Source organism: Gramella sp. KN1008 (genome assembly GCF_004332155.1).
In the GTDB taxonomy this organism is placed as follows: domain Bacteria; phylum Bacteroidota; class Bacteroidia; order Flavobacteriales; family Flavobacteriaceae; genus Christiangramia.
This window is the reverse complement of the sequence record NZ_SJDV01000008.1, coordinates 1-24,806: the sequence shown is the minus strand read 5'-3', so window position 1 is coordinate 24,806 and position 24,806 is coordinate 1. Positions and strand designations below refer to the sequence as shown.

Annotated in this window: 26 protein-coding genes; 19 read left to right on the top strand and 7 right to left on the bottom strand. The window is 35.4% G+C overall.

Going from position 1 to position 24,806, the window contains the following annotated elements; all coding sequences use genetic code 11:
- Positions 1–89 precede the first annotated feature (89 nt).
- From EZJ28_RS13420 to EZJ28_RS13415, 3 genes are all read right to left on the bottom strand, one after another.
- A complete protein-coding gene (locus tag EZJ28_RS13420) occupies positions 90–410 on the bottom strand; it encodes a phosphoribosylpyrophosphate synthetase (protein WP_131398738.1) in 321 nt (106 codons plus the stop codon).
- Positions 411–521: 111 nt separating this feature from the next.
- Entirely contained in the window at positions 522–659 is a 138-nt protein-coding gene (locus EZJ28_RS16060) for a hypothetical protein (protein WP_165499086.1), read from the bottom strand.
- A complete protein-coding gene (locus EZJ28_RS13415) occupies positions 656–1,120 on the bottom strand; it encodes a thiol-disulfide oxidoreductase DCC family protein (protein ID WP_131398736.1) in 465 nt (154 codons plus the stop codon). The genes EZJ28_RS16060 and EZJ28_RS13415 overlap by 4 nt, the downstream gene beginning before the upstream one ends.
- Before the next feature lie 122 nt (positions 1,121–1,242).
- On the opposite strand from EZJ28_RS13415, the gene EZJ28_RS13410 reads away from it, so the two are divergent.
- A complete protein-coding gene (locus tag EZJ28_RS13410) occupies positions 1,243–2,247 on the top strand; it encodes a LacI family DNA-binding transcriptional regulator (protein ID WP_131398734.1) in 1,005 nt (334 codons plus the stop codon).
- A 297-nt stretch (positions 2,248–2,544) separates the two neighbouring features.
- Here the strand turns inward: EZJ28_RS13410 and EZJ28_RS13405 are convergent, their stop codons facing one another.
- Together EZJ28_RS13405 and EZJ28_RS16055 are read right to left on the bottom strand one after the other, a co-directional pair.
- Positions 2,545–2,775, bottom strand: coding sequence for a hypothetical protein (locus EZJ28_RS13405; protein ID WP_131398732.1), 231 nt, complete (start codon positions 2,773–2,775; stop codon positions 2,545–2,547).
- Positions 2,776–2,871: 96 nt separating this feature from the next.
- On the bottom strand, positions 2,872–3,012 hold the full coding sequence (locus EZJ28_RS16055) for a hypothetical protein (RefSeq protein ID WP_165499085.1): 141 nt from the start codon (positions 3,010–3,012) through the stop codon (positions 2,872–2,874).
- A gap of 103 nt (positions 3,013–3,115) precedes the next feature.
- Here EZJ28_RS16055 and EZJ28_RS13400 point away from each other — a divergent pair, with 103 nt between their 5' ends.
- Both EZJ28_RS13400 and rfbB read left to right on the top strand, forming a co-directional pair.
- Positions 3,116–3,871, top strand: a complete 756-nt coding sequence (locus EZJ28_RS13400) for a hypothetical protein (RefSeq protein WP_131398730.1) — start codon at positions 3,116–3,118, stop codon at positions 3,869–3,871.
- A 132-nt stretch (positions 3,872–4,003) separates the two neighbouring features.
- The gene (rfbB, locus tag EZJ28_RS13395) at positions 4,004–5,047 is read left to right on the top strand and encodes a dTDP-glucose 4,6-dehydratase (protein WP_131398728.1); all 1,044 of its coding nucleotides are present in this window, start codon (positions 4,004–4,006) and stop codon (positions 5,045–5,047) included.
- Between the two features lie 2 nt (positions 5,048–5,049).
- On the opposite strand, the gene EZJ28_RS13390 is transcribed toward rfbB, so the two are convergent.
- Positions 5,050–6,018 (bottom strand): glycosyltransferase family 10 domain-containing protein, encoded by a 969-nt coding sequence (locus tag EZJ28_RS13390; RefSeq protein WP_131398726.1) that lies wholly within the window; start codon positions 6,016–6,018, stop codon positions 5,050–5,052.
- A gap of 52 nt (positions 6,019–6,070) precedes the next feature.
- Positions 6,071–7,006 carry a hypothetical protein gene (locus EZJ28_RS13385; RefSeq protein WP_131398724.1) on the bottom strand — a complete coding sequence of 312 codons (936 nt, stop codon included), beginning with the start codon at positions 7,004–7,006 and terminating at the stop codon, positions 6,071–6,073.
- A 155-nt stretch (positions 7,007–7,161) separates the two neighbouring features.
- On the opposite strand from EZJ28_RS13385, the gene EZJ28_RS13380 reads away from it, so the two are divergent.
- The 16 genes from EZJ28_RS13380 (at position 7,162) to EZJ28_RS13305 (ending at position 24,618) form a co-directional block, all read left to right on the top strand.
- Positions 7,162–8,598 (top strand): lipopolysaccharide biosynthesis protein, encoded by a 1,437-nt coding sequence (locus EZJ28_RS13380; protein ID WP_131398722.1) that lies wholly within the window; start codon positions 7,162–7,164, stop codon positions 8,596–8,598.
- The gene (locus EZJ28_RS13375) at positions 8,595–9,668 is read left to right on the top strand and encodes a DegT/DnrJ/EryC1/StrS aminotransferase family protein (protein WP_131398720.1); all 1,074 of its coding nucleotides are present in this window, start codon (positions 8,595–8,597) and stop codon (positions 9,666–9,668) included. The genes EZJ28_RS13380 and EZJ28_RS13375 overlap by 4 nt, the downstream gene beginning before the upstream one ends.
- Before the next feature lie 11 nt (positions 9,669–9,679).
- The gene (gene rfbA / locus EZJ28_RS13370; protein WP_131398718.1) at positions 9,680–10,546 is read left to right on the top strand and encodes a glucose-1-phosphate thymidylyltransferase RfbA; all 867 of its coding nucleotides are present in this window, start codon (positions 9,680–9,682) and stop codon (positions 10,544–10,546) included.
- 110 nt (positions 10,547–10,656) lie between these two features.
- Entirely contained in the window at positions 10,657–11,661 is a 1,005-nt protein-coding gene (locus tag EZJ28_RS13365; protein ID WP_207388468.1) for an SDR family oxidoreductase, read from the top strand.
- A gap of 10 nt (positions 11,662–11,671) precedes the next feature.
- Complete coding sequence (locus EZJ28_RS13360; protein ID WP_131398716.1) at positions 11,672–12,955, top strand: nucleotide sugar dehydrogenase; 1,284 nt, start codon at positions 11,672–11,674, stop codon at positions 12,953–12,955.
- Between the two features lie 27 nt (positions 12,956–12,982).
- Entirely contained in the window at positions 12,983–14,377 is a 1,395-nt protein-coding gene (locus EZJ28_RS13355) for a UDP-glucose 6-dehydrogenase (protein WP_131398714.1), read from the top strand.
- A gap of 21 nt (positions 14,378–14,398) precedes the next feature.
- Positions 14,399–16,192, top strand: a complete 1,794-nt coding sequence (locus EZJ28_RS13350) for an ABC transporter ATP-binding protein (protein ID WP_131398711.1) — start codon at positions 14,399–14,401, stop codon at positions 16,190–16,192.
- A 21-nt stretch (positions 16,193–16,213) separates the two neighbouring features.
- Positions 16,214–17,398 (top strand): UDP-N-acetylglucosamine 4,6-dehydratase, encoded by a 1,185-nt coding sequence (locus EZJ28_RS13345; RefSeq protein ID WP_131398709.1) that lies wholly within the window; start codon positions 16,214–16,216, stop codon positions 17,396–17,398.
- The gene (locus tag EZJ28_RS13340) at positions 17,398–18,540 is read left to right on the top strand and encodes a LegC family aminotransferase (protein WP_131398707.1); all 1,143 of its coding nucleotides are present in this window, start codon (positions 17,398–17,400) and stop codon (positions 18,538–18,540) included. The genes EZJ28_RS13345 and EZJ28_RS13340 overlap by 1 nt, the downstream gene beginning before the upstream one ends.
- Positions 18,530–19,153, top strand: coding sequence for an acetyltransferase (locus tag EZJ28_RS13335; protein ID WP_131398705.1), 624 nt, complete (start codon positions 18,530–18,532; stop codon positions 19,151–19,153). The genes EZJ28_RS13340 and EZJ28_RS13335 overlap by 11 nt, the downstream gene beginning before the upstream one ends.
- Positions 19,154–19,157: 4 nt before the next feature.
- Complete coding sequence (gene neuB, locus EZJ28_RS13330) at positions 19,158–20,162, top strand: N-acetylneuraminate synthase (RefSeq protein WP_131398703.1); 1,005 nt, start codon at positions 19,158–19,160, stop codon at positions 20,160–20,162.
- On the top strand, positions 20,159–21,325 hold the full coding sequence (gene neuC / locus EZJ28_RS13325; RefSeq protein ID WP_131398701.1) for a UDP-N-acetylglucosamine 2-epimerase: 1,167 nt from the start codon (positions 20,159–20,161) through the stop codon (positions 21,323–21,325). The genes neuB and neuC overlap by 4 nt, the downstream gene beginning before the upstream one ends.
- Positions 21,326–21,330: 5 nt before the next feature.
- Entirely contained in the window at positions 21,331–22,212 is an 882-nt protein-coding gene (locus tag EZJ28_RS13320; RefSeq protein WP_131398699.1) for a formyltransferase family protein, read from the top strand.
- Entirely contained in the window at positions 22,209–22,883 is a 675-nt protein-coding gene (locus tag EZJ28_RS13315; protein ID WP_131398697.1) for a PIG-L deacetylase family protein, read from the top strand. Before EZJ28_RS13320 ends, EZJ28_RS13315 begins: the two co-directional genes overlap by 4 nt.
- 11 nt (positions 22,884–22,894) lie before the next feature.
- Positions 22,895–23,935: a nucleotidyltransferase family protein gene (locus tag EZJ28_RS13310; RefSeq protein WP_131398695.1), complete on the top strand. Its 1,041-nt coding sequence runs from the start codon at positions 22,895–22,897 to the stop codon at positions 23,933–23,935.
- Entirely contained in the window at positions 23,932–24,618 is a 687-nt protein-coding gene (locus EZJ28_RS13305) for a cytidylyltransferase domain-containing protein (protein WP_131398693.1), read from the top strand. Before EZJ28_RS13310 ends, EZJ28_RS13305 begins: the two co-directional genes overlap by 4 nt.
- The last annotated feature ends 188 nt before the right edge of the window (positions 24,619–24,806 follow it).

Genomic DNA, 24,806 nt, shown 5'->3' with positions numbered 1-24,806 from the left:
TATTGAAATTTTTGATTTAATATAAAATTACCATGATTTGATAGTCTGCCCAATTTTTTCAATAGATTTTAATAGAAGTTTAACTTAGGCTAGTCTAAATCCCGGTGGTCCTTGAGATCCAGCTTGTCTATCATTTCCTGCGAAATTTGACCACTGTAAGCACCATAAGCGTCTACAAGTACTCCTTTTCTATTGTTGGAAGTGGTTATAGCATAAAGAATGGCGTTGTCGTCAGGATTGCTCATCCCTTCAAAACGAAGCACTTTATCAACTTCAAATTCTTCTACTCCGAAGGTTTCATTTTTAGATTTAATTTCGATCTCCTCATCGAGAAGATTAAAATCATGCTCGTAGCCTTCCTCAAGTTTTAATTTGTTAATAGCCTGGGACAATGTACCGTAATCTTTCATTTTATTTTTGAATTTTAATTCAAATTTAAATTACAGTGAAAGCCCCATTTTAGCAAATACTCCGGAATGTTTAGGATAAGTTTAACTCGCAATACGGAAAGGTAGACAGGCTTACTCATTCTTTTTTCGGGAACCGAAAAAACTAAGAGGAAAAATCACGAGTAGAAATAAGTACCAGCCGGTCACAAGGCCAATGATGGTGACAATGGCGGCAATAATATAAAACCAGTATGATTTTGGTATTTTCATAGGATTGCCAAAATTAGAATAATGACAATTAGATACAAAATCCAGAAAGGCCTGAGTTGGATAGGATCTTTTCCAAATAGTAGTTTGGTTATCTTAAAATAGAAATGACGATTCTTTGCAATATGATTATAGGTATGATCGCTTAAATATCGAAACCAGGAGTATTTTGTATACATCTTGTGCCGCTTTTTGTTGCCGGCATGCCACAGGCTACGGTAGGCGGAGTCGGGTCCGCTGTATACAGATCCATCAGTTTCAATTAACCGACTTGCTTTTTTAAATTCTTTCAGAGGGATATCCGGAAAGTTTTCCGCATACTCCTGGTAGGTCTTAAAAATGATCTTTCCTCTGGTCTTTTCTTCCCACCTTGTTTTCCAGAATTTACAGAAACCGCATTTTCCATCCCATATCATTACATTATTTGAAGGCGGATTGGAAGTTTTTTCGATCTTTGCAAACATTCTAATTTGATTAGTTCAATAAAAAAGGGGAAGAATAACCTTCCTTTAATTCAAAATTAGCCTTTTAGTTGTGGTATTTGAGTATTTTTTTGAACTTTATAAACTAACTATGCTCCGGGTCTATGAAAAGTAAAATAACCTTAAAGGAACTTGCAAAACTTCTTAATGTTTCTGTTTCTACTGTCTCAAAGGCCCTCAACGATTCTCCGGAAATCAGTCCTAAAACGGCTGAACGTGTAAAAGAGCTGGCCCGTTTACATAATTACAGGCCCAATCCGGTAGCGGTGAATCTTAAAAAAAGCAGAACCGGGACTATTGGAGTTGTGATCCCGAATATTTCCAACAGTTTCTTCGCCCGTGTACTTTCGGGGATGGAGGCTGAGGCACAGAAGTACGATCAGCAGGTGATCACTTATATATCGAATGAATCCCTGGAAAGGGAAAAACAGATCTGTGATATGCTTACCTCGGGTTTTGTAGACGGGGTTCTTATCGCTGTGTCGGAAGAAACCCAGAAGAAGCAGGAGTATGATCATTTGTTTTCGCTGGTAGATTATGATATTCCCGTGGTAGTCTATGACAGGATAAATATCGATCTTCCGGCAGATAAGGTTGGAGTGGATGACGAGAACAGTTTTTATGATGCGACGAATTATTTCAAATCCCGGGGTTTGAAAAAAATAGGGCTTGCCTCTGCTATCCACCATGTGGGTATCGGAAAGTTGCGCATAAAAGGTTATGAGAGGGCTCTGCAGGATCATGAGCATTATTTAGCCAAAAGTTCAAAGCCTGTAGATCTGAGAAGGAAAATAAAATCTCTGATCACCGAAAAGCAGGTAGAAGCCCTGCTTTGCACTGATTTTGAAAGTACCATTATGGCAACCCGTATAGCCTATGAAGAGAAGGTGAGAATACCTCAGGATCTTAAAATAATAGGATATATAAGTAAAGAAGTTGCCGAATTCCTAACACCTTCTTTAAGCTATATAGAACAGCATCCCCGGGAAGTAGGGGAAAGGGCTGTAGACCTGCTTCATAAAAGGCTGGAGGCTGGATTGGAGCCTGACAAATTTGTAGAGGAAATTATCACCACCAGTCTGGTACATTTGGAATCGACGAGGTTTTGAACGAAAGATTGATAATACTTTTAATTTGGGAGATATAGAGAGATTTTCTAACCTGAATTTAATTAAGAGCAGATTCCTCGTTTTTCTGATCTTTCTATTAGCAACCGCTTATTTCTTTTCCGTTATTTTTTTTGGCCTGGATTTTACAGATGGCTTTTATCATCTTAATCAGGCTATTCTTAATTCTAATGACTGGTCCCAGCATAAATTTTTTTTAAGCTCAGTATTAATTAAACAGTGGATAGAATTTTTTGGGAAGAATTTGTTGGTGATACGATTTTTTAATGCTCTTCTTATTTATTCATCAGCTTTAATTCCTGTTCTTTCCCTGAAACACATGGCAAGTTGGAGAGAGTCACTTTTTTTATTATCGATTGTACTGGTGATAATTACACCTCTAAATGCTAATGTTTTAGGTTTTGATACTTTCACACTTTTTATAACCAGTATTATTTTCACCTCGTTCATCACCTTTATGAGAGAGATGACTCCCGTGAAGCTTGGTCTTCTGGCCCTTCTCTGTGCCATAGCTGTATTTATAAGACTTCCGAATATTATTTTAGTAATATTAATACCGATAATACTTCTAATTGATAAGCTCTTAATGGGGAGAGGCTTTAAGATTTATGTAAAAAGATCATTGATATTCTTCATTCTATCATTAGGTTTTATCGCAGGGGGATATCTTCTAATGTTTTCTTCTGAGCCGAATTTTGGAGAGAGCTTTATAACGAATGGTAAATACCATAATATAAGACTGCTCATATTGAATTATTTTATGGATGGTCTTACTCTGTTATTCTACTTTACGGTAATTTTTCTTTGTTATCTTTTAATTAAAAGAAAGGGAAAAAACAAGTATGTTCCTATGCTTGTAATTATCTTCCTGATTCTTTTTCTAAGTGCTTTTATAATTCATACCAAATATTCCAGATCTTATTCCCTGTTTCTTACATCCTTGGGGTTAGTGTATAGTGTTTTTCAGTTTTTTGATCTGAAGGCTGGTAATCGTTACAGAATAATGTTGGTTACCTTTATGCTTTTTCTTTTTGTGAATCCGTTCGGGTCAAATACAGGCTTGTTGAAATCATCTTTTTTATTTGTTCTATTTCCCGTTATCCTGGTAAATGGGGGGGTAAATTCAAGAAAGATAATTATTACGCTATTGTTGATCATCGTGCCATTCTCCTTTATTGAAAAAATAAATGCGGTCTATGAGGATGGTAGATTATATCAATTAGGGAAAACACCTGCCCATGAGTTACTGCACCCAATCAGTACTACACAGTCAAGAAAGCTGTTTTTAGATAAGGTAGATAAAGAGGTTGATCACCTAAAGAATGACGGGATTCAGGTTTATTTTTATGGAAATAAAAGTCAAATCTTATCCTATCTGTATCCAGGATCAGCTTTGGATTCCACATCATTCTTTCAAACAAGTGACTCTTTATTAAATTCCGATTTTCTCCAGCAAAAAATTGAGGGTTTTGATAAGGCTGCCATATTTTTTATTGAAAATTATCCCGATAGGATTCAAAATTCTACATTACAAATAGATCAATTCTTTAAAGAAAGTGGATATGCTAAAATTAAAAAAAAGGGAGTTATATATTTTTCCAAGTAATATTGATATTACCGTTCACGTTTTTTGAATTTAAGAATAAAGAATTATATCTCTATATTCGCGATAAAGAAAAATATTAAAGTCTAGATTCTTTACTAATATTATTTAATCCCTGTGCTCAAAGCAAGAAGAATGAATATACTTATAACCGGCGGTGCTGGCTTTATTGGTTCTCATGTAGTTCGGTATTTTGTAAAAAATTATCCAACCTATAAAATTTTTAATCTGGATGCTTTAACCTATGCGGGTAACCTTGAAAATTTAAGGGATATTGAAGACAGTCCAAATTATGAGTTTTTACGCGGTGATATTACTCACGAAAGTTTTATCAAAAAACTTTTCGAAGATCATAGATTTGATGGTGTAATACATTTGGCGGCTGAATCACATGTGGACCGTTCAATAGCCGATCCTTTGGCGTTTGTAAAAACCAATATTATAGGGACCTTAAATCTGCTGAACGCAGCAAGGGATCAATGGAAGGAGGACAGGGCAAATAAGAGATTTTATCATATCAGCACAGACGAAGTTTATGGTACTCTGGGGGAAAAGGGACTATTTACTGAAGAAACTGCCTATTCTCCCAACTCGCCTTATTCTGCATCCAAAGCAGGTTCAGATCATTTTGTGAGGGCTTATGGTGAAACCTATGGTCTTCCTTATGTTATTTCCAATTGCTCTAATAACTATGGACCAAATCAGTTTCCAGAAAAGTTGATCCCACTTTTCATTAATAATATAATTGAAGAAGATCTGCTTCCTGTATATGGGGACGGGAACTATACCAGGGACTGGTTATATGTTATTGATCACGCACGAGCCATAGATCTTATTTTTCATAAAGGAACCTCCGGTGAAACCTATAATGTAGGAGGTTTTAATGAATGGAAAAATATAGAACTGGTTAAGTTGCTATGTGAATTGATGGATAAAAAACTTCAAAGAGAACTGGGATCCTCGGAAAAGCTCATAAACTTTGTCAAGGATAGGCCAGGTCATGATAAACGCTATGCCATAGATGCTTCTAAGATAGAAAGAGAACTAGGATGGCGACCTTCGGTTACTTTTGAGGAAGGGCTTAGCAAAACTATCGACTGGTACCTGAATAACCGGAAATGGTTATCGAATATTACAAGTGGGGCATATCGTGACTATTATAAGAAACAATATGGATAGGGTTAAAACCAGTTTCGGGGATTAAGTTTTATTCTCTTCTTATTGTTTTTAAGTAAGGTTTTTAGTTGGTTTTCATAATTCAGAGTTGTCCCATACTTAGGCCTTCTTATTGCTTCCCTGGGATTTTGATTAAAAATCATTTCTAAAAACTCAATGACTTTTTGTTTGGAAAGATTTTCAGGAATTTGATCCTGTGCAAATGGCTTTTCATTCATCATCGCACTATATTTTTCATTACTCTTATCCAACTCTATTATCCTTTGTACAACCTCTTCCAGGGAGTTATAATGATGGCAGTTTATAAAAGCCCTGGAATTAAAATCTTTTTCTACTAATGGATCTCCCCAATATATTGGTATACTGTTCGCTAAAAAGGCGTGCATTAGTTTTTCGGTCGTATATCCTGGAGAAGAAGAGTTCTCAAATGCTATGGTAAACTTGCATCGTGATTGAAAGTCCAGTTTGGAGAACATCCAAGTGGGATCGTTTCTTTTGCCTATATCGATATTGGAATTATTGAGATGCTTGCCTGGGGAGGTAATGGGTTTGTATTCATTCAGCATAAAATAAAAACGATCTCTTATAGGGTTGGCTTCACTATTAGAGTAAATAAAATTACAGAAGTATTTCTTTTCCGGAACATGTCTATCATTATCGATCAATTTATTGAATTGTCCCTCAAAAAGAGCAAAATTGGGAAATCTAAGATACCGGTCTCCAAAATCCAGGTAGTCGAAGCCAATGGCATAGTCGCATAAATTGAAATCAGGCCTTAGATTTTCCCCTGTATAAAAAATACGAACGCAATCATATTTAAGAAAATCAAGCCCATAACATGAATAAATTAAGAAATCAGGATTTTGATCATCGAATAAGATTTCAAACTTCTTGGATAAGAGCTTAATAAATGGATTCTCCTTGGGATTAAAACCCGGATAGAAATCTGAAAACCATATACGGATCTTCTTCATGAACAGTTATTTAAAAATTTTCAACTATAGATATTACTGACCGGTATTCAATTTACCATAGCACCCAGCTGTCATGGTCAATCCCTGTACATTTTTCTTCTCCTATTCGCATTCCCATGTACATTCCAGGATTTGAACTAAAAGTACCTATAAAATGTGAGGATTGTGCACAAATATCAATACTGGCAAACAATTTTAATTGGAGAAGACGTTTTCTGGAACAATCCAGCATTTTGAAATCTGAATGAATATAACCTTTCTCGTTTTTCTCACATAGTGAATAGAACCGCCATTCAGGATAATCTTTTTCCAAATTTTCGATTATCCTATAATCATCGGTTAAAATGAATGCTTCCCGGATATTGGTTATTTTAGAAGCAATTTTAATATAATTATGAATATGGAAAATATCCGTTTCATTTGATTTGTCTCCAGCTCTTATGTGCATACTTAAATAATCTTCTGGCAAGAAAATACTGTTCTTATATTGATCAACAAATTCCTTGCTTTCTTGATTATAGCGCCAAATCATTTTAATAATCACCTTAGAAGCGTCTAACAGGTTAGCTTCTTCTATTTCAAATTCTGGGATATTAAATTTTTTTTGAGCGAAATCCTTGTTCCTTATGGAATTCCAGATATCCTGGGTTAGATAAGTATCCCCACTTATAACTTTTAGAATTTTAGGAGGCAGCTTTCTTTGATTCTGAATCTGGTATGCTCGCCTATTATATCGATAATGAAGAAAAGAAGTCTTTTCTTCGCAGAAAGGTTCAAAAAAGTCACGCCATCCATGTTCAACTGAAAAATTAGCTTTTTTGGAATATAGTCTGAACCTGATTTTGTTTTCCAAACAATAAAGAATCGCAAAGATCATATTGTTGAATTCTGAAAAGAAACCCGCATCAGCTCCAATATGAAAGGTCAAAGTCTTAGTGAAAGAGTTATTGAGTCGGGTATAGTTTTGTAATAATATCTTTTTATTCATTAGTACGGCTGGTTCAAAATAGCAAAGTGTTTTCAAAAATATAAAATGTTGTTCATAAGGAAATTTTTAATTCACCGGAGCAGTGGTAAAGATTGGTATTTAAAATTTAATATCTTCGTTTAGCAATAAAATCATCATTTGGTTATAATTACTCAATGTCTTTAAAGAAGAAAGCTGCTACAAGTCTCGTTTGGACGTTTACCCAGCAATTTGGGAATCAGGTCATTGGATTTGTGGTTTCCCTGGTTTTGGCCAGAATCCTGCTCCCTGAAGAGTTTGGGTTGATAGGGATGATTGCAGTGGTAGTGTCTGTTGGGGGTGCTCTTCTGGAAGGTGGCACAACTAATTCTTTAATAAGGGATACAGACTGTAATCAAACCGATTATGCTACAATTTTTTTTTTTCAGGTAAGTGCCAGTGTCGTTATTTATGGAATAATATATTTACTGGCGCCCTTGGTGTCGTCGTTTTATAAAGAACCGTTGTTGACCTCAATTCTGAGGATTTATAGTATTTCTCTTATCATTAATGCGTTATCTTCAGTCCAATTCGCCCGTTTAACCAAGGTGATGAACTTTAAAACCCAGACTATTATAGCTATTCCCTCTGCTATAATTGGTGGGATAATTGGAGTCTGGATGGCGATGAATGGTTATGGAGTTTGGAGTCTGGTTTGGAGTAATTTGTTCTTATCTCTTGCAAACACCGCCCAAATATGGATTTACTCAAAATGGTTTCCAATTTTTAAGTTTGATCCTAAAAAATTAGGCAAGCATCTTAATTTTGGATATAAATTAATATTATCAGACTTGCTTAACAGGATCTTTAATAACATATTTTTAATAGCAATTGGTAAAAGTTTTTCAGCTGCACAGGTCGGGTTCTATACACGTGCTGAAACAATGAATCAACTCCCTGTGAAAAATATATCCAAAGCCCTTGGTAAGGTTACATTTCCGTTGTTCGTGAAAATCCAGAGAGATGACAAACGTTTGAGAGTGGTTTATAGTAAGTTGATGAAAATGGTAATTTTTATTATTGCACCTGTCTTAATTTTTTTGGCTTTTCTGGCTGAGCCCATTTTCCGTTTTCTCTTTACCGAGAAGTGGTTGCCAGCTGTGCCTTATTTTCAGGTACTTTGCGTTACCGGGATAATGTTCCCATTACATTCTTATAATCTTGATGTTCTAAATGTTAAGGGTAGAAGTGATTTGTTCTTAAAACTTGAGATAGTAAAGAAAATACTAATCCTCATTACTCTGCTTGTAACCTTGCCTTTTGGTATTATGGCTTTACTTTATGGCCAGGTATTTGTTTCGTTAATGGCATTTTTTATCAATGCTCACTATACTGGAAAATATATAGACTACACGGCTTTACAACAACTTAGGGACGTGATCCCCATTATCTTATTAGCGGCTATTAGTGGATTGGTAATTTTATTGGAGGATAGATTTATTTTAGGAAACTTGATAGATCTATATAGGATTGTTATTGGAGGGGTGTCAGGGGTGCTTTTTTATCTCTTGTCAGCAAAGCTTTTAAAACTGAAATCTTATAATGAACTCATTAACATAATAAAGGATAGATGATTAATGTGACCAAGACATTTCTTCCTCCCAAAGAGGAATACGACCGGATTTTGGAAGAAATATGGCATTCTAACCAGATTGCAAATGGAGGGAAGTTGCATTTGGAACTGAGAAAGAAATTGAAAGAAAGATTAGAAGTTGATAATATAATTCTTACTGCAAATGGGACATTGCCTTTACAAATAGCGCTTAACCTGTTAGGTGATGAAGGAGAAATAATCACCACTCCATTTAGTTATGTAGCCACCACTTCAAGCATAGTCTGGGAAAAATGTACGCCTGTTTTTGTTGATATTCATCCTGACTTTTTAACTATCGATGAAAAGAAAATTGAGGAGGCTATTACTCCCAGAACAACTCTCATATTGGCTACTCACGTTTTCGGAAACCCTTGTAATGTTGAAATTATAGAAAAGATAGCAAGAAAACATTCTTTAAAGGTTGTTTATGATGCAGCCCATTGCTTTGGGATTAAATATAAAAAGCAATCCATCTTTAATTACGGTGATTTGAGTACCTGTAGTTTTCACGCAACGAAACTCTTCCATACAGGGGAGGGAGGGGCTATGATAACAAAAGACGAGAAACTTTATCAACAATTATTTTACAGGCATAACTTTGGTCATGCCGGAGAATTGGCCTATTATGGCCTTGGAATTAATGCAAAAATGAGCGAATTGCAGGCTGGAATGGGATTGGCTGTTTTACAATATGTAGATTCGATCATAGCTAATCACAAGAAGGTGGCAGAGTGGTATGACTTCTACTTAAAATTTAATGGATACAGAAAACCATCTATTAGAAAATTTACTGAATGGAATTATTCTTATTATCCTGTAATCTTTGAAAGTGCCCAGTTGCTACTAAAGATCCAAAAAAAACTGAATGAAAATCGGGTTTTCCCGCGAAGATATTTTTATCCATCTCTTAACAAATTACCTTATGTAACTGCAGTAAAGATGGAAATTTCGGAGATAACGGCAGACCGAATAATGTGCTTACCTTTAGCTTTTGATTTGCAGGAAAAAGAGGTGAAAGAAATTTGCAGAATAATTAATAGCTGTATTTAAATTGATTTAATATGAAAGGAATTATCCTTGCTGGAGGAACAGGATCTCGATTATACCCAATAACCAAGGGAGTGTCGAAGCAACTTTTGGCTATTTATGACAAACCCATGATATATTATCCATTGTCTGTGCTTATGCTGGCCGGGATAAAAGAAGTTTTAATAATTTCTACGCCCAATGATTTACCTAACTTCGAAAAACTGTTGGGTGATGGCAGCGAGTTAGGAATGAATTTTAAATATGCTGTTCAGCAGGAACCACGGGGTCTTGCCGAGGCATTTATTATTGGTGAGGAATTTATAGGGAAGGATGATGTTTGTTTGATTCTTGGAGACAATATTTTCTATGGTCAGGGATTCGGGGCGTTGCTTGATAATGCTGTGACTAATTGTAAAGAGTTTGATAAAGCTACCGTGTTTGGGTATTATGTAAATGACCCGGAACGGTATGGAGTTGTTGAATTTGATGAACAGGGAAAAGCTTTAAGTATTGTTGAAAAACCCCAACAACCCAAAAGTCATTTTGCAGTGACAGGACTTTATTTTTATCCTAATTCAGTTGTTGCAACGGCAAAGAAGATAGAACCAAGTGAGCGTGGAGAGCTGGAAATATCAGATGTTAACCAGCATTATCTGGAAATAGGTAAGCTTAATGTGGAGTTGATGGGAAGGGGATATGCATGGTTGGATACCGGTACCCATGATTCCATGCTCGAAGCTTCAAATTTTATTCAGACCATCGAAAAAAGACAGGGATTAAAAGTAGCCTGTCTGGAGGAAATTGCATATCGAAAAGGATATATTTCAAAAGAAATGTTAAAAGAACATGCAGAGAGATTAAAGAAAAGTGACTATGGAGGGTATCTTTTGAAGCTGTAAAAGGTAGTAAGGTCTCTTGTTAGTTTTGGCAATTCTTTAAGATTGTGGCAAACAATTCTTAATTGAGATATTTTATATTTGCCCAAAGAAAAATGTTAAAATAAAATATCTTGATAACTGAACCTCAGAAGGAAATTATTTCTTCATCGAAAATTTTAGTGACTGGAGGGGCGGGATTTATTGGATCTAACTTATGTGAATCCCTATTGGCATTAGGAGCAGAAGTAACTTGCCTTGATAATTTTGCTACCGGTCACAGAAAAAATATTGAGCCTCTTTTAAATAATCCAAAATTTCACTTTACAGAAGGAGATATTAGAAATATCAATACCTGTCATCAGGTTTGTGAAGGTCAGGATTATGTACTGCATCAGGCAGCTTTAGGGTCCGTCCCACGATCTTTAAAGGATCCAATAACCAGTAATGATGTGAATGTTTCCGGATTTCTGAATATGCTGGTAGCCGCAAAAGATGCAGGTGTGAAACGATTCGTATATGCTGCGAGTTCTTCAACTTATGGTGACTCTGAGAAATTACCTAAAGTTGAGGATGAAATAGGGAAACCATTGTCTCCTTATGCCATTACCAAATATGTGAATGAATTGTATGCCGATATTTTTCATAAATCTTATGGTTTGGATACCATTGGGTTAAGGTATTTTAATGTATTTGGCAGAAAACAGGATCCCAATGGGGCGTATGCTGCCGTAATTCCAAAATTTGTAATGCAATTTATGAAGCTTGAAAGCCCCGTCATAAATGGAGATGGTACTTATTCACGTGATTTCACCTATATTGATAATGTGCTTCAGATGAATCTTTTGGCTTTGACTTCAGATAATGAGGAAGCTGTTAATGAGGTTTACAATACTGCTGTGGGAGATAGGACAAATCTTGTTGAACTTACACAGCTTTTAAAACAATATCTTTCCGAATTTGATCCTAAAATAGCGGAAGTAGAAGTTAAACACGGTCCTAATAGGCCGGGAGATATTCCTCATTCTCTGGCTTCGGTGGAAAAGGCAAAAAAACTTCTTTCATATAATCCTTCACATACTATCAAAGATGGCCTTAAAGAGGCCGTTACCTGGTATTGGAATAACTTAAAAAATTAGATAGAATTCAATGCGAACTAATAAAAAAATTGCTGTCATAGGGCTCGGTTACGTAGGTTTGCCACTAGCAAGACTTTTTGCCACAAAATATGATGTAATTGGCTTTGATATCAATAAAGAAAGAGTTAATGAACTAAGAAGTGGTACAGATTCGACTCTGGAAGTAGAAGACGAGTTGCTGCAGTCGGTTCTTAAAAAAGATAGCTCGGAGGGTATAGGTCTTTATTGTACTACAGATTTACAGGACATAGAGGATTGTAATTATTATATTATAACTGTTCCTACACCTGTAGATAAAAATAATCGACCAGATCTCACTCCACTCTATAAAAGTAGTGAGTCTGTTGGTAAAGTATTGAAGTATGGAGATGTTGTGGTTTATGAATCAACAGTTTATCCGGGGGTGACAGAGGAGGAATGTGTGCCCGTATTGGAAAGAGTGAGTGGATTAAAGTTTAATGAAGATTTTTTTGTGGGTTATTCACCCGAGCGAATTAATCCAGGAGACAAAGAGCATACTGTGGAGAAAATTCTCAAAGTTACTGCCGGTTCTACTCCAGAAATAGGGGAAAAAGTAAATGCGCTTTATGCTTCGGTAATAACGGCCGGTACCCATTTGGCACCCACTATAAAAGTGGCGGAGGCTGCAAAGGTTATTGAGAATTCACAACGAGATATAAATATTGCATTTGTTAATGAACTTGCCAAGATTTTCAATATGATGGGTATAGATACTCAGGATGTTTTGGAAGCCGCCGGAACAAAATGGAATTTTCTCCCTTTTAAGCCGGGACTGGTTGGAGGTCATTGCATTGGCGTAGATCCTTATTACCTGGCTCAAAAAGCGCAGGAAGTAGGATATCATCCTGAAATCATATTGGCCGGAAGACGTATGAATGACAGTATGGGTCAATATGTTGCAAGTGAAGTAGTGAAGTTGATGCTTCAAAATGATCAGAAGGTAAAAGGAGCTGAAATTTTAGTTTTAGGTATTACCTTTAAGGAAAACTGTCCTGATGTAAGAAATACCAAGGTAGTGGATGTCATTAAGAACCTCAAGGAATATGGGACAAATGTTACTGTTTTTGATCCTTTGGCTTGTCCCGAGGAGGTAAAACATGAATATGGTCTTAATACCGTAAGGGAGCTTCCTGATAAGAAATTTGATGCTGTGGTTCTGGCAGTGGCACATAAAGAATTTTTGTCCATGGATTTTGATGATTTAAAAAATGGACAAACCGTCATCTACGATGTTAAAGGCGTTTTAGGTGACAAATGTGATAGAAAATTATAACCTAGATATCGCACTTAATACTTACTAATGGAAATAAAGAATATTTGTTGTATCGGTGCCGGATATGTTGGAGGTCCAACAATGGCAGTGATTGCACAGAAATGTCCTGAAATAAAGGTTACGGTTGTAGATATCAATGAAAAAAGGATAGCAGCCTGGAATGATAATGATGTGGAAAATATCCCGATCTATGAACCCGGGTTATCTGATGTGGTAGCCGAGGCGAGAGGTAGGAATTTATTCTTTTCAACCGATATTGATTCAGCTATAGAGGAAGCAGAAATGATATTTATTTCTGTCAATACTCCTACCAAAACCTATGGGATAGGAAAAGGAATGGCAGCAGATTTAAAGTATATTGAGCTTTGTGCAAGACAGATTGCTCGTGTTTCCAAAACAGATAAAATAGTAGTGGAGAAATCTACTTTGCCTGTAAGAACTGCTGAGGCTCTTAAAAATATTCTTGATAATACAGGGAATGGAGTAAATTATCAGATTCTTTCGAATCCAGAATTTCTGGCGGAAGGTACTGCTGTGGAGGATCTTATAGATCCTGACAGAGTTTTGATAGGAGGTGATATTGACACCACAAAAGGGAAAGAAGCAGTTATGGCCCTGGTGGATGTTTATGCTCACTGGGTTCCAAATGAGAGAATCCTTACTACAAATGTATGGTCATCTGAACTTTCAAAACTAACGGCCAACGCGTTTCTTGCTCAACGGGTATCGAGTATTAATGCAATGTCTGAGCTTTGCGAAAAAACAGGTGCTGATGTTAACGAAGTAGCCAGGGCTGTAGGAATGGATTCCAGGATTGGCTCTAAATTCCTTAAATCCTCTGTTGGCTTTGGTGGATCCTGCTTTCAAAAGGATATTTTAAACCTTGTTTATATAGCAAAATCTTTTGGTTTATATGAAGTTGCGGATTACTGGGAGCAGGTCATCATTATGAATGACCACCAAAAGAAAAGATTTGCGGCAAATATTGTTAAAACTTTATTCAATACAGTTTCAGGTAAAAAGATAGCTTTTTTAGGATGGGCTTTTAAAAAAGATACTAATGATACCAGAGAATCAGCGGCTATTTATGTGGCGGACTATCTCCTTAACGAGCAGGCAGAAATTGTGATCTACGATCCAAAAGTAAAGGAAGAGCAGATATATGCAGATCTTGATTATTTGAATTCAAGAACCGAGGAAGAAAACCGGCAGAGGGTGCGCGTAGTAAAGGATCCTTATGAGGCTGGCAAAGAAGCACATGCAGTTGCTGTTTTAACAGAATGGGATGAATTTAAAACCCTGGACTGGAAGAGAATATATGATGATATGCTAAAACCGGCCTTTCTTTTTGACGGTCGCAGGTTGCTTGAAAGAAGGACCAAAGAAGAGCTTGGATTTGAGTTTTATGCAATTGGTAGCTAATCATGTAAAAATTCGTATTAAGTGCTAAAAAAAATCCTAAATAAATATTTTGAATCTTTCTCTTATTTCTATTCACATTTAAGATATAGAATCTTTGTTGTAGTGGCCTTCAGTATTTTAATTGGAGTCTTAGACGGGTTCGGTTTATCTATGTTTTTACCATTGCTGAAAGTTGTCAATAATTCTGAAAGTTCTGGGGGAGAAGAGAATCCGGAACAACTTGAAGTTTTAGTTAATTTAATTGAAGGTATAGGACTAGAGCTAAATCTTGTCACCGTTCTGACCTTTATGGTTTTCTTTTTTTTAGCAAAAGGTATTATTCAATATTTTTCCAGTGTTTACCGTATAAATGTTCAACAATGGTTTATTGAAAAAATTCGTATAAATAATATAAAAGGCTTAAACCGATTAGCTTATAAATATTTTGTCCAGTCCGATGTAGGTAGAATCCAGAATACGATGACAGGGGAAGTCGATCGGGTAGCAGGAGCATACTTTAATTATTTTAAGGCTTTTGAATATAGCATTCTTGTAGTTGTCTATATGGTTTTTGCATTTACTATGAATGCGCAATTTGCAATATTGGTAACCATTGGGGGGGGGGTTACCAACTTCTTATATAAACGTTTGTATAAAAGCACAAAAAGTCTCTCGAAGGATTTGACAGGAGAAAACAATAATTTTCAGAGTTTGGTGATTCAGAATGTGACCAATTACAAATATTTAAAAGCTACTGGTTTTTCAAATTCTTATGGTAAAAAGCTAATTGAATCTGTACTTGAAATAAAAAATAATAATATTAAAATTGGAAAGCTCGACGCATTATTAACCTCTGGCAGGGAGCCAATTTTAATAATAGTTGTTGTTTTGGTTATTTGGATACAACTGTCTTTTTTTGATGCAGAGTTTGGACCAATTCTGATAAGTCTTTTATTCTTTTATCGCGCTTTAAATTATTTGATGCAAATGCAGGTTAGGTGGAATAAGTTCTTATCTGTATCGGGTTCTCTGGAGAACATGCAGGAATTTATGCAGGAATTAAAACAACATAGGGAAACTACGGGGAGTGATGTTATAAAAGATAATTTGAACGACTTAAATTTAAAGGATATAGAATTTAAATATGGCAACACTAAAATTCTCGATAGCTTAAGTTTAAGCATAGAAAATAAAGAGTCTATAGCCTTTGTGGGGGAAAGCGGTAGTGGTAAAACTACCTTAATAAATGTTATTGCTGGATTACTCCCTATTAATGGAGGTAATTATTTCATTAATGGTATAAATTACGCTAACCTTCAAAACCAGACTTATCAGAAAAGAATTGGTTATATTACTCAGGATCCCGTAATATTTAACGAAACCATTTTTAATAATATAACTCTATGGCAAGACAGGACTTCCAAAAACTTGGAACTCTTCTGGGAGGTAGTAAAGAAAGCAGCATTATTTGATTTTGTTAATACATTACCAGAAAAGGAAAATACTGTTTTAGAAAATAATGGAGCAAATCTAAGTGGGGGGCAAAAACAGAGAATTTCTATTGCTAGGGAGTTATTCAAGGATATAGATGTTTTAATTTTAGATGAGGCCACCTCTGCATTAGATTCTGAAACAGAGAGTATCATTCAGCGAAATATAGATAGCTTAAAGGGGCAATATACAGTGATCATTGTTGCTCATAGAATTTCGACCATCAAAAATGCCGATAGGATTGTCATTATGAAAAAGGGGCAAATCACCGAAATTGGTAAATATGAAGATTTAATCGATAAATCGGAATACTTCAGTAAACTGGTTGAGTTACAAGAGTTATAATTTGAAGTTAATTACAGATAGATGGATATTTTAAATATTATAGGAAGGGAAGAACCACTGTTTGTGGATGATGTTTCAGGAAATGAGGAGACCTTATCCCGAATAATTGCAAAATCAACTTTTTTAGTACTCGGAGGTGCGGGCTCTATTGGGCAAGCTGTAACCAAAGAGATTTTTAAAAGAAATCCTAAGAAACTGCACGTAGTTGATATAAGTGAGAACAATCTAGTGGAGTTAGTAAGGGATTTAAGAAGTTCTTTGGGTTATATTGATGGTGATTTTAAAACCTTCGCCCTGGATATAGGCTCCCTGGAATATGATGCATTTATCAAATATGATGGTAAATATGATTATGTTTTAAATTTATCAGCTTTAAAGCATGTAAGGAGTGAGAAAGACCCCTTTACCCTTATGCGAATGATAGATGTAAATATTTTTAATACAGATAAAACTATATCTCAAAGTATTCAAAGAGGAGCAAAGAAGTATTTTTGTGTGTCCACAGATAAGGCTGCAAATCCCGTTAATATGATGGGGGCGTCTAAAAGGATAATGGAAATGTTTCTTATGCGCAGAAGTAAAGAAATTGATATTTCTACTGCCCGGTTCGCTAATGTAGCTTTTTCTGATGGTTCCTTACTTCACGGATTTAATCAAAGAATTCTTAAACGCCAGCCCATTGTGGCTCCCAATGATGTGAAGCGTTATTTTGTTACCCCTCAGGAAAGTGGAGAATTATGTCTAATGTCTTGTATTTTCGGAGATAATCTTGATATTTTCTTCCCCAAATTAAGCGAAGAATTACATCTTATTTCCTTTGCCGATATCGCTCAAAAATATTTAAAGGCTAGAGGTTATCAACCTGTTGAATGTGAAACTGAAGATGAGGCCAGGAAATTGACAAAAACCCTGCCTGATGAAGGTAAATGGCCATGTCTTTTTACTAAAAGCGATACAACAGGGGAAAAGGATTTTGAAGAATTTTTTACAGATAAGGAGGTTCTGGATCTGGAGCGTTTTAAGAATCTGGGTATTATTAAAAATGAGTATCGGGATCAGAAAAAATTAGACTTTTTTGAAAAGTCAATCGCAAATCTCAGGGAGAATCAGGTTTGGAGGAAGAATGATTTGGTTGATTTATTTTTTGAAATGATTCCTGATTTTGGGCATAAAGAAACTGGTAAATACTTAGATTCAAAAATGTAATGAAAGAAGCTAAAGAGACTATTTCATTTATCAGGGATTATTATGAGAGGAGTGACTTTATTCCTCTTCATGAACCCAAATTTAGGGGCAATGAAAGAAAATATGTTGTTGATACTATAGACTCAACCTTTGTGTCATCCGTGGGTGCTTATGTAGATAAGTTTGAAGATATGATGGCTTCAATAACCACAGCAAAAAAAGCGGTAGCAGTCGTAAATGGAACTGCTGGGATACAAGTCGCTTTGCGGCTTGCCGGTGTCGAGTCAGGTGATGAAGTTATTACTCAGGCCTTAACCTTTGTAGCAACAGCTAATGCCGTCAAATACAATGGAGCAGAACCGGTTTTTCTGGATGTAGATTATGAAACCATGGGTTTATCACATACTGCTCTTAAAAGTTTCCTGGAGGAGCATTGTGAAGTAAGGAATGATAAATGTTTTAATAAAATTTCAGGGAAGAAAATTTCGGCCTGTTTGCCAATGCATACATTTGGATTTCCAGTAAAGATTGATAAAATTATTCATATATGTGAAGAATGGAATATCCCGGTAGTGGAGGATGCGGCAGAATCTTTAGGAAGCTACTATAAAGGGAAACATACAGGTGTATTTGGTCAGTTAGGAGTTTTCTCCTTCAATGGTAATAAGATTGTGACAAGCGGTGGAGGTGGAGCCATTGTTACCAATGATGAATTTATAGGGAAAAAAGCTAAGTATCTTACCACTACAGCAAAAATTTCACATCCTTATGAATATATTCACGATGAGCTGGGCTATAACTTCAGGATGCCTAACTTAAATGCGGCCCTGGCGTGTGGTCAACTGGAAGCTCTTACAGGATTTATTGAGGAGAAGAGAGAACTTGCTACTAAGTATGAGTCGTTTTTTGATGAGTTAGGCATCAAGTTTAGGAAGGAACCAGAAAATTCTACGGCGAATTACTGGCTAATGTGTGTTGAATTACAGAACAAGAAGGAGAGAGAAGAGTTTTTAAAATATACTAACCAGGAAGGTGTTATGACCAGGCCCATATGGAGATTGATGTATAAATTGGAAATGTATAAAGATTGTTTTAGGGATCATCAAAAGAATGCAGAATTTTTAGAAGATAGAATTGTAAATATAACCAGTAGTGTTAAGTAACAAGATTGCTATATTAGGATATTCAGGGCATGGATTGGTAGTTGCGGATGCGGCGATTCAGCAGGGTATAAGTCTTAAATATTATCTTGAAAAAAAACCGGTTTCTTTTAATCCTTTTAATTTACAATATCTGGGAGATGAAAATGGAACTTCTTTTAAGGGATGGGATGAAATCGAAAGTGTAATTATTGGAATTGGTGATAATCATATAAGGAAGAAGGTAGTTGATTCTTTACCAAGTAAAAACCTAGATTTTTTAAATATCATTCATCCTGATAGTAGTTTTTCGGAAATTCTAGAATTAGGAAAAGGTAATTTTATTTCCAGAAATGTTTCAATAAATGCTGGAGTGGAAATTGGTAATCACTGTATCCTTAACACTTCGGCTGTTATTGAACATGAATGCCTCATCGGAAATTTTGTTCATGTGGCCCCTGGGGCTACCTTGGCCGGGAATGTGAAAGTAGGTGAGTCTACGTTTATTGGAGCAAATTCTGTAATTAAACAAGGGATTGAAGTTGGAAAGAATGTAATAGTAGGTGCAGGATCTGTCGTTATACGTGATATTTCGGACGGGGAAAAATGGGTAGGAAATCCTGCACGTAAAATTTAAAAGAATGAGAGATAAAGTTTTAATAATTGCCGAAGCGGGGGTTAATCATAATGGCGATATAGAGAAAGCCAAACAATTGATTGATGCAGCAGTATTTGCGGGAGTAGATTATGTGAAATTTCAAACTTTTAAAGCAGATAAAATTGTTACAAAATCTGCAGAACGAGCTTCTTATCAAAACCAGAACACAGGTAATAAGGATTCTCAGTATGAAATGCTTAAAAAATTAGAGCTATCTGAAGAAGACCATCGAGAGTTAATAAAATATTGTGAAGCCAGAAATGTCCAGTTTTTATCTACAGGTTTTGATCTGGATAGCCTTGAATTTCTATATGGCTTAGGTATCCAGCTTTTTAAAATTCCATCGGGTGAGATAACCAATTTACCTTATTTAAAGAAGATTGCCAGTTTTGGCAAACCCATAGTAATGTCTACGGGAATGGCTGATATGGAAGAGGTGGAAGATGCCTTAGAAGTTTTAATAGGAGAGGGATTGTCAAAAGATAATATAACTGTAGTACATTGTAATACAGAATATCCTACTCCAATGGAAGATGTCAATCTTAGGGCAATGAATAGCATAGGGAAACAATTAGGTGTGAACATAGGATATTCTGATCATACTTTAGGTATCGAAGTCCCTATAGCTGCTGTAGCCTTAGGAGCAAGTGTAATTGAGAAGCATTTCACATTAGACCGTAATGAACCAGGACCTGATCATAGAGCTTCTTTAGAACCCAAAGAATTAGAAGAAATGGTGAAAGCTATCCGAAATATTGAACTCGCTATTTCTGGTGATGGAATTAAATCACCCTCAAAGTCGGAAATGAAAAATAAAAGTATAGTAAGAAAAAGTATAGTAGCCAATACTGAAATTAAAAAAGGTGAAATTTTTACAGAGAAGAACTTGGCGATAAAAAGACCAGGGACTGGAATAAGTCCGATGAAGTGGGATGAGATATTAGGTAAAAATTCAGAAAAACATTACTCAAAGGACGATCTTATATGAAAAAGAAGATATGTGTAATAACAGGAACTCGTGCTGAATATGGTCTTATGTATTGGATATTGAGAAATCTCCAAAAGGATGATGCTATTGAGCTTCAATTGATTGTTACAGGGATGCATCTTTCTCCCGAATTTGGTATGACTTATAAAGAAATTGAAAAAGCTGGGTTCAAAATCGATAAGAAAATTGAGGTAATTCTTTCATCAGATTCAGAGATCGGAATTTCCAAGGCAATCGGATTAGGACAAATCAGTTTTGCAGAAGCTTTTTCTGAACTAAACCCGGATATTGTTTTAATGCTTGGCGACCGGTTCGAGATATTTGCTGCTGCATCTGCAGCAATGGTTTCAAAAATCCCGATTGGACATATACATGGAGGGGAAGCTACTGAGGGCCTAATTGATGAATCCATAAGACATTCAGTAACCAAAATGTCTCATTTACATTTTACCGCAACAGAAACATATAGGAATAGGGTGATTCAAATGGGAGAATCCCCAGATAGAGTTTTTAATGTTGGAACTCCCGGCTTAGATAACATTTATAAATTGGACTTATTGGAAAAAGAAAATTTCGAAAAGTCAATTGATTTTAAACTAAACGAACGAAATATACTTATAACATTTCATCCTGTTACATTAGAGAACAATACTTCGAAAGAACAATTTGAAGAATTATTAGCCGCTGTTTCTGAATTAGAACACACCAATTTAATATTTACTAAACCGAACTCTGACACCCATGGAAGAATTATCATAGAAATGATTGATGATTTCGTTGCAAATAATTCAGATAAAGCCTGCGCATTTAAATCACTGGGGCAATTAAGGTATTTATCGGCATTGAAATATGTAGATATTGTCTTAGGTAATTCTTCATCTGGTCTCACCGAGGCACCTAGTTTCCATGTTGCAACTATTGATATTGGGGATCGTCAAAAAGGGAGGATTAAAGCCAAGAGCGTTATTTCTGCTGCACCAGAACGGTCGGAAATTAGAAAGGCAATTCAAAAAGCATTGAGCCAAGAATTTCAGGAGTTATTAAAAACTGTAGTAAATCCATATGGTCAGGGGGGAGCTTCTGAAAAGATTGTTCATCTTCTAAAAGAAATTCCTTTTTCAGGTTTGTTGAAAAAGAAATTCTATGACATTAAAGCAAATTAATAAGTATGAGGATATTCTTCATTGGTACCGTAGCTTTTTCTCAGGTAACTTTAGAAAAATTGATTGCTCTAAATGCAGAAATTGTGGGTGTAGCTACTAAGTCAAAATCCCGTTTTAATTCAGACCATGTTAATCTTGCCCCCATATGTAAAGAAAATGGAATTGATTACAAATATGTCAAGGATATAAATGCTCCGCATATTTTAGATTGGATTAAAGAGCTAAAACCTGATATTATTTTCTGTTTTGGGTGGTCTAGTTTAATTAAAAAGGATTTATTGAGTATGACCAACCATGGAGTGGTTGGATTTCATCCTACAGAATTGCCTTACAATAGGGGTAGACATCCAATAATCTGGGCGATAGCTTTAGGCTTAGAAAATAGTGCTACAAGTTTTTTCTTTATGAATGAAGGAGCTGATGAAGGAGATCTTCTATCCCAAAAGGTATTCGAGATAGAATATGAGGATGATGCGGCTTCTGTATATAAGAAGGTGCAGGAGAATGCTTTAGCTCAAATTGAAGAATTTTTACCTCAACTTCAGAATAAAACATATTCTAAAACTCCTCAAGAGTTGTCAAAAGGGAATATATGGCGAAAGAGAAACCCAAATGATGGGTTGATTGATTTCCGCATGAATTCTTATTCTATTTATAATCTTGTTAGGGCCCTTACGAAACCTTATGTGGGAGCTCATATTTATTATCATGATTCTGAGGTTAAAATTTGGAGAGTAGAAGAAGTTAAATTTGATAGTAATAATATCGAACCCGGGAAGGTAATCTCAGTAAATAATGATTCAGTTACCGTTAAGACAGGAGATGGAGCCATACGAATTGTTGACCATGACTTCAAAAAATTACCGGAATTAAACGAATATTTATGAAAAAAATAATTGTCATATCTGCTCATCCAGATGACGAGGTGTTAGGTGTAGGGGGGACTCTCCTTAAACATCAAAGTCAAGGAGATGAATTATATTGGTTAATTACAACAAACATCAGTGAAGATTCCGGTTTTTCTAAAGAAAGGGTTTTAAAAAGACAGAATGAAATTAAAAAGGTTGAGAAAAGAATAGGAATTAAAAAAACCTTTTTACTTAATTACCCAACCATGAACCTTTCTTCTAGGGATCTTATCCATATGATTCCGAAAATCTCCGATATTTTTAATGAGGTTCAACCAGAAATTATTTATTGTTTAAATAGATCTGACGCTCATTCTGATCATCGTTTCACCTTTGATGCAGTAATGGCGTGTACAAAATCATTTAGATATCCATTCATCAAACGAGTTCTTCTATATGAATGCATCTCGGAAACAGAATTTGCTCCGGCCGTACCTGAAAAGGTGTTTCAACCAAATTACTATGTAGATATTTCTAAATTTTTCAATAAAAAATTAGAAATAATGAAAATATATGAATCGGAAATAGGAGATCATCCGTTTCCGCGCTCAATGCGAAATATAGAGTCTTTAGCGGTCTTTAGAGGCGCTAGTGTGGGTGTAGAATATGCCGAAGCGTTCCAAATGATTAAATTTATTGATAAAGACTAAATAAAATTAATATGACGGAGAATATTCAAATCAATTTTAAGGAAACTATACTTTCCGCTTTAAATAAATTGAATAACATTAGAGATGTTAGTCGTTTAATCCTTTTTGTTCTAGATCATGGTAAAGCAGTTATACTCTCGTTAACTGATGGAGATATAAGGAGATCATTGATAAAGGATCCCGATCTACATAAGAAGGTGGGGAATATTTGCAATAAACAATTTATATATGAAGTAGAACAGGAAAGATTCTTAAATTTAAAAGAATATAAAAGAAAGGATATAAAAATTCTTCCAATCTTAGATAAAGAACAGCGCCTGCTTGAAATAATTGATTTAGAAAAAACAAAATCTATTTTACCTCTGGAGTGTATGATAATGGCTGGAGGAAGAGGTAAGAGATTGAGTCCTCTTACTGATACAGTTCCAAAACCCATGCTAAAATTAGGGAGTAAACCAATTATTGAGCATAATATTGATAGGTTGATTTCATTTGGAATCAAAAAAATTTACATATCAGTAAAATACCTGGGAGATCAAATCCAGGATTATTTTGGAGACGGAAGTAAGAAAGGAATTGAGATAGATTATATTTGGGAGGACGAACCTTTAGGAACTGCTGGCGCATTATCTCTTGTTGATAAATTTAACACAGACAGGGTTTTATTAATGAACAGTGATCTATTCACAAATGTGAATTTCGAAGATTTATATCTCGAAATGATAGATAGCGATGCTGATATGGCTGTAGCCTCCTCCGAATATAAAGTGGATATTCCTTATGCTGTCTTTGAAACGGAACAAAACAGAGTTACAAGTTTCAAAGAAAAACCATCTTATGTTTTTCAATCAAATGCAGGTATATATTTAATTAATAAAAAATTAATCGAAAAGATTCCTAAAAATCAATTCTATGATATAACCGATTTAATGGAAGAGTTGGTTAAAGAAGGAGGTAAGTTAATTTATAGTCCTATTCATGGATATTGGATTGATATTGGAAAGCCGATTGATTATAAACAGGCCCAGGAATTTGTTAAGCATATCGAATGAATTTAGTTGTTATACCGGCAAGGGCAGGATCCAAAGGGGTTCCTGGTAAAAATATTAAGGCGTTAGGAGGTAAGCCACTAATTGAATATACCATTAATGCGGCGCGGGAGATTTTTGATGATAATCAAATTATTGTAAGTACAGATAGCCCTCAAATTATTCAAATTGTAGAGGGTATGGGTTTGGATGTTCCTTTTATCCGACCTGAATACCTTGCAACAGATATAGCTAATACACAAGATGTTCTTTTACATGCCTTAGAGTTTGCAGAAGCGAGAGGGCAAAAAATTAATGCTATTGTTTTGTTGCAGCCTACTTCCCCTTTCCGGACCGGAGATCATATTCGAGAGGCTTTGAAATTATATAAAGATTCATTAGATATGGTAGTCTCGGTTAAAGAAACAGAATCAAACCCTTATTATGTATTAAAAGAAGAGAATTCGAATGGATATTTAATACCTTCTAAAAAAGGAAATTTTACTAGAAGACAAGATTGCCCTAAAGTTTGGGAGTTAAACGGTGCAATTTATGTAATAAATAAGGAAAGTTTAAAGAATGCTCGCATGCAGGATTTTGTGAAAATCGTCAAATATGAGATGGACCATTATTCATCTCATGATATTGATAATATGCTGGATTGGTATATTGCTGAGACTATCCTGAAGAAAAAGTTTATTCTATAGGAAAAAATACTTTATGAAACTTGTTTTTTGTTTTACTACCATTCTTAGAAACTCTCATAGAGAGATTTTTGATATCGATAGACTAGTGCAAGAGGGGTATGACGTTAACTTTCTGGATCTGACCTCTATGCATGGTGGTAATCCTACTTATAATGATAAATTTATAAAAGAAATCACCTTAAAATGCG

Coding starts and splice junctions, on each gene's coding strand:
- EZJ28_RS13390 (WP_131398726.1), bottom strand. CDS start 6,018: ATGAAGAAGATCCGTATATGGTTTTCAGATTTCTATCCGGGTTTTAAT.
- EZJ28_RS13345 (WP_131398709.1), top strand. CDS start 16,214: ATGGATATTTTAAATATTATAGGAAGGGAAGAACCACTGTTTGTGGAT.
- EZJ28_RS13315 (WP_131398697.1), top strand. CDS start 22,209: ATGAAAAAAATAATTGTCATATCTGCTCATCCAGATGACGAGGTGTTA.
- neuB (WP_131398703.1), top strand. CDS start 19,158: ATGAGAGATAAAGTTTTAATAATTGCCGAAGCGGGGGTTAATCATAAT.
- rfbA (WP_131398718.1), top strand. CDS start 9,680: ATGAAAGGAATTATCCTTGCTGGAGGAACAGGATCTCGATTATACCCA.
- EZJ28_RS13360 (WP_131398716.1), top strand. CDS start 11,672: ATGCGAACTAATAAAAAAATTGCTGTCATAGGGCTCGGTTACGTAGGT.
- EZJ28_RS13340 (WP_131398707.1), top strand. CDS start 17,398: ATGAAAGAAGCTAAAGAGACTATTTCATTTATCAGGGATTATTATGAG.
- EZJ28_RS16060 (WP_165499086.1), bottom strand. CDS start 659: ATGAAAATACCAAAATCATACTGGTTTTATATTATTGCCGCCATTGTC.
- EZJ28_RS13415 (WP_131398736.1), bottom strand. CDS start 1,120: ATGTTTGCAAAGATCGAAAAAACTTCCAATCCGCCTTCAAATAATGTA.
- EZJ28_RS13375 (WP_131398720.1), top strand. CDS start 8,595: ATGATTAATGTGACCAAGACATTTCTTCCTCCCAAAGAGGAATACGAC.
- EZJ28_RS16055 (WP_165499085.1), bottom strand. CDS start 3,012: ATGAGCAGTCTTATATTATGGTATTTACCATTCGTTATAAAGCTCTCT.
- EZJ28_RS13405 (WP_131398732.1), bottom strand. CDS start 2,775: ATGGCACAGAGAAGGGCCAGAAGACCAAGCTTCACGGGAGTCATCTCT.
- neuC (WP_131398701.1), top strand. CDS start 20,159: ATGAAAAAGAAGATATGTGTAATAACAGGAACTCGTGCTGAATATGGT.
- EZJ28_RS13310 (WP_131398695.1), top strand. CDS start 22,895: ATGACGGAGAATATTCAAATCAATTTTAAGGAAACTATACTTTCCGCT.
- EZJ28_RS13400 (WP_131398730.1), top strand. CDS start 3,116: ATGCTTGTAATTATCTTCCTGATTCTTTTTCTAAGTGCTTTTATAATT.
- rfbB (WP_131398728.1), top strand. CDS start 4,004: ATGAATATACTTATAACCGGCGGTGCTGGCTTTATTGGTTCTCATGTA.
- EZJ28_RS13355 (WP_131398714.1), top strand. CDS start 12,983: ATGGAAATAAAGAATATTTGTTGTATCGGTGCCGGATATGTTGGAGGT.
- EZJ28_RS13385 (WP_131398724.1), bottom strand. CDS start 7,006: ATGAATAAAAAGATATTATTACAAAACTATACCCGACTCAATAACTCT.
- EZJ28_RS13305 (WP_131398693.1), top strand. CDS start 23,932: ATGAATTTAGTTGTTATACCGGCAAGGGCAGGATCCAAAGGGGTTCCT.
- EZJ28_RS13320 (WP_131398699.1), top strand. CDS start 21,331: ATGAGGATATTCTTCATTGGTACCGTAGCTTTTTCTCAGGTAACTTTA.
- EZJ28_RS13380 (WP_131398722.1), top strand. CDS start 7,162: ATGTCTTTAAAGAAGAAAGCTGCTACAAGTCTCGTTTGGACGTTTACC.
- EZJ28_RS13420 (WP_131398738.1), bottom strand. CDS start 410: ATGAAAGATTACGGTACATTGTCCCAGGCTATTAACAAATTAAAACTT.
- EZJ28_RS13410 (WP_131398734.1), top strand. CDS start 1,243: ATGAAAAGTAAAATAACCTTAAAGGAACTTGCAAAACTTCTTAATGTT.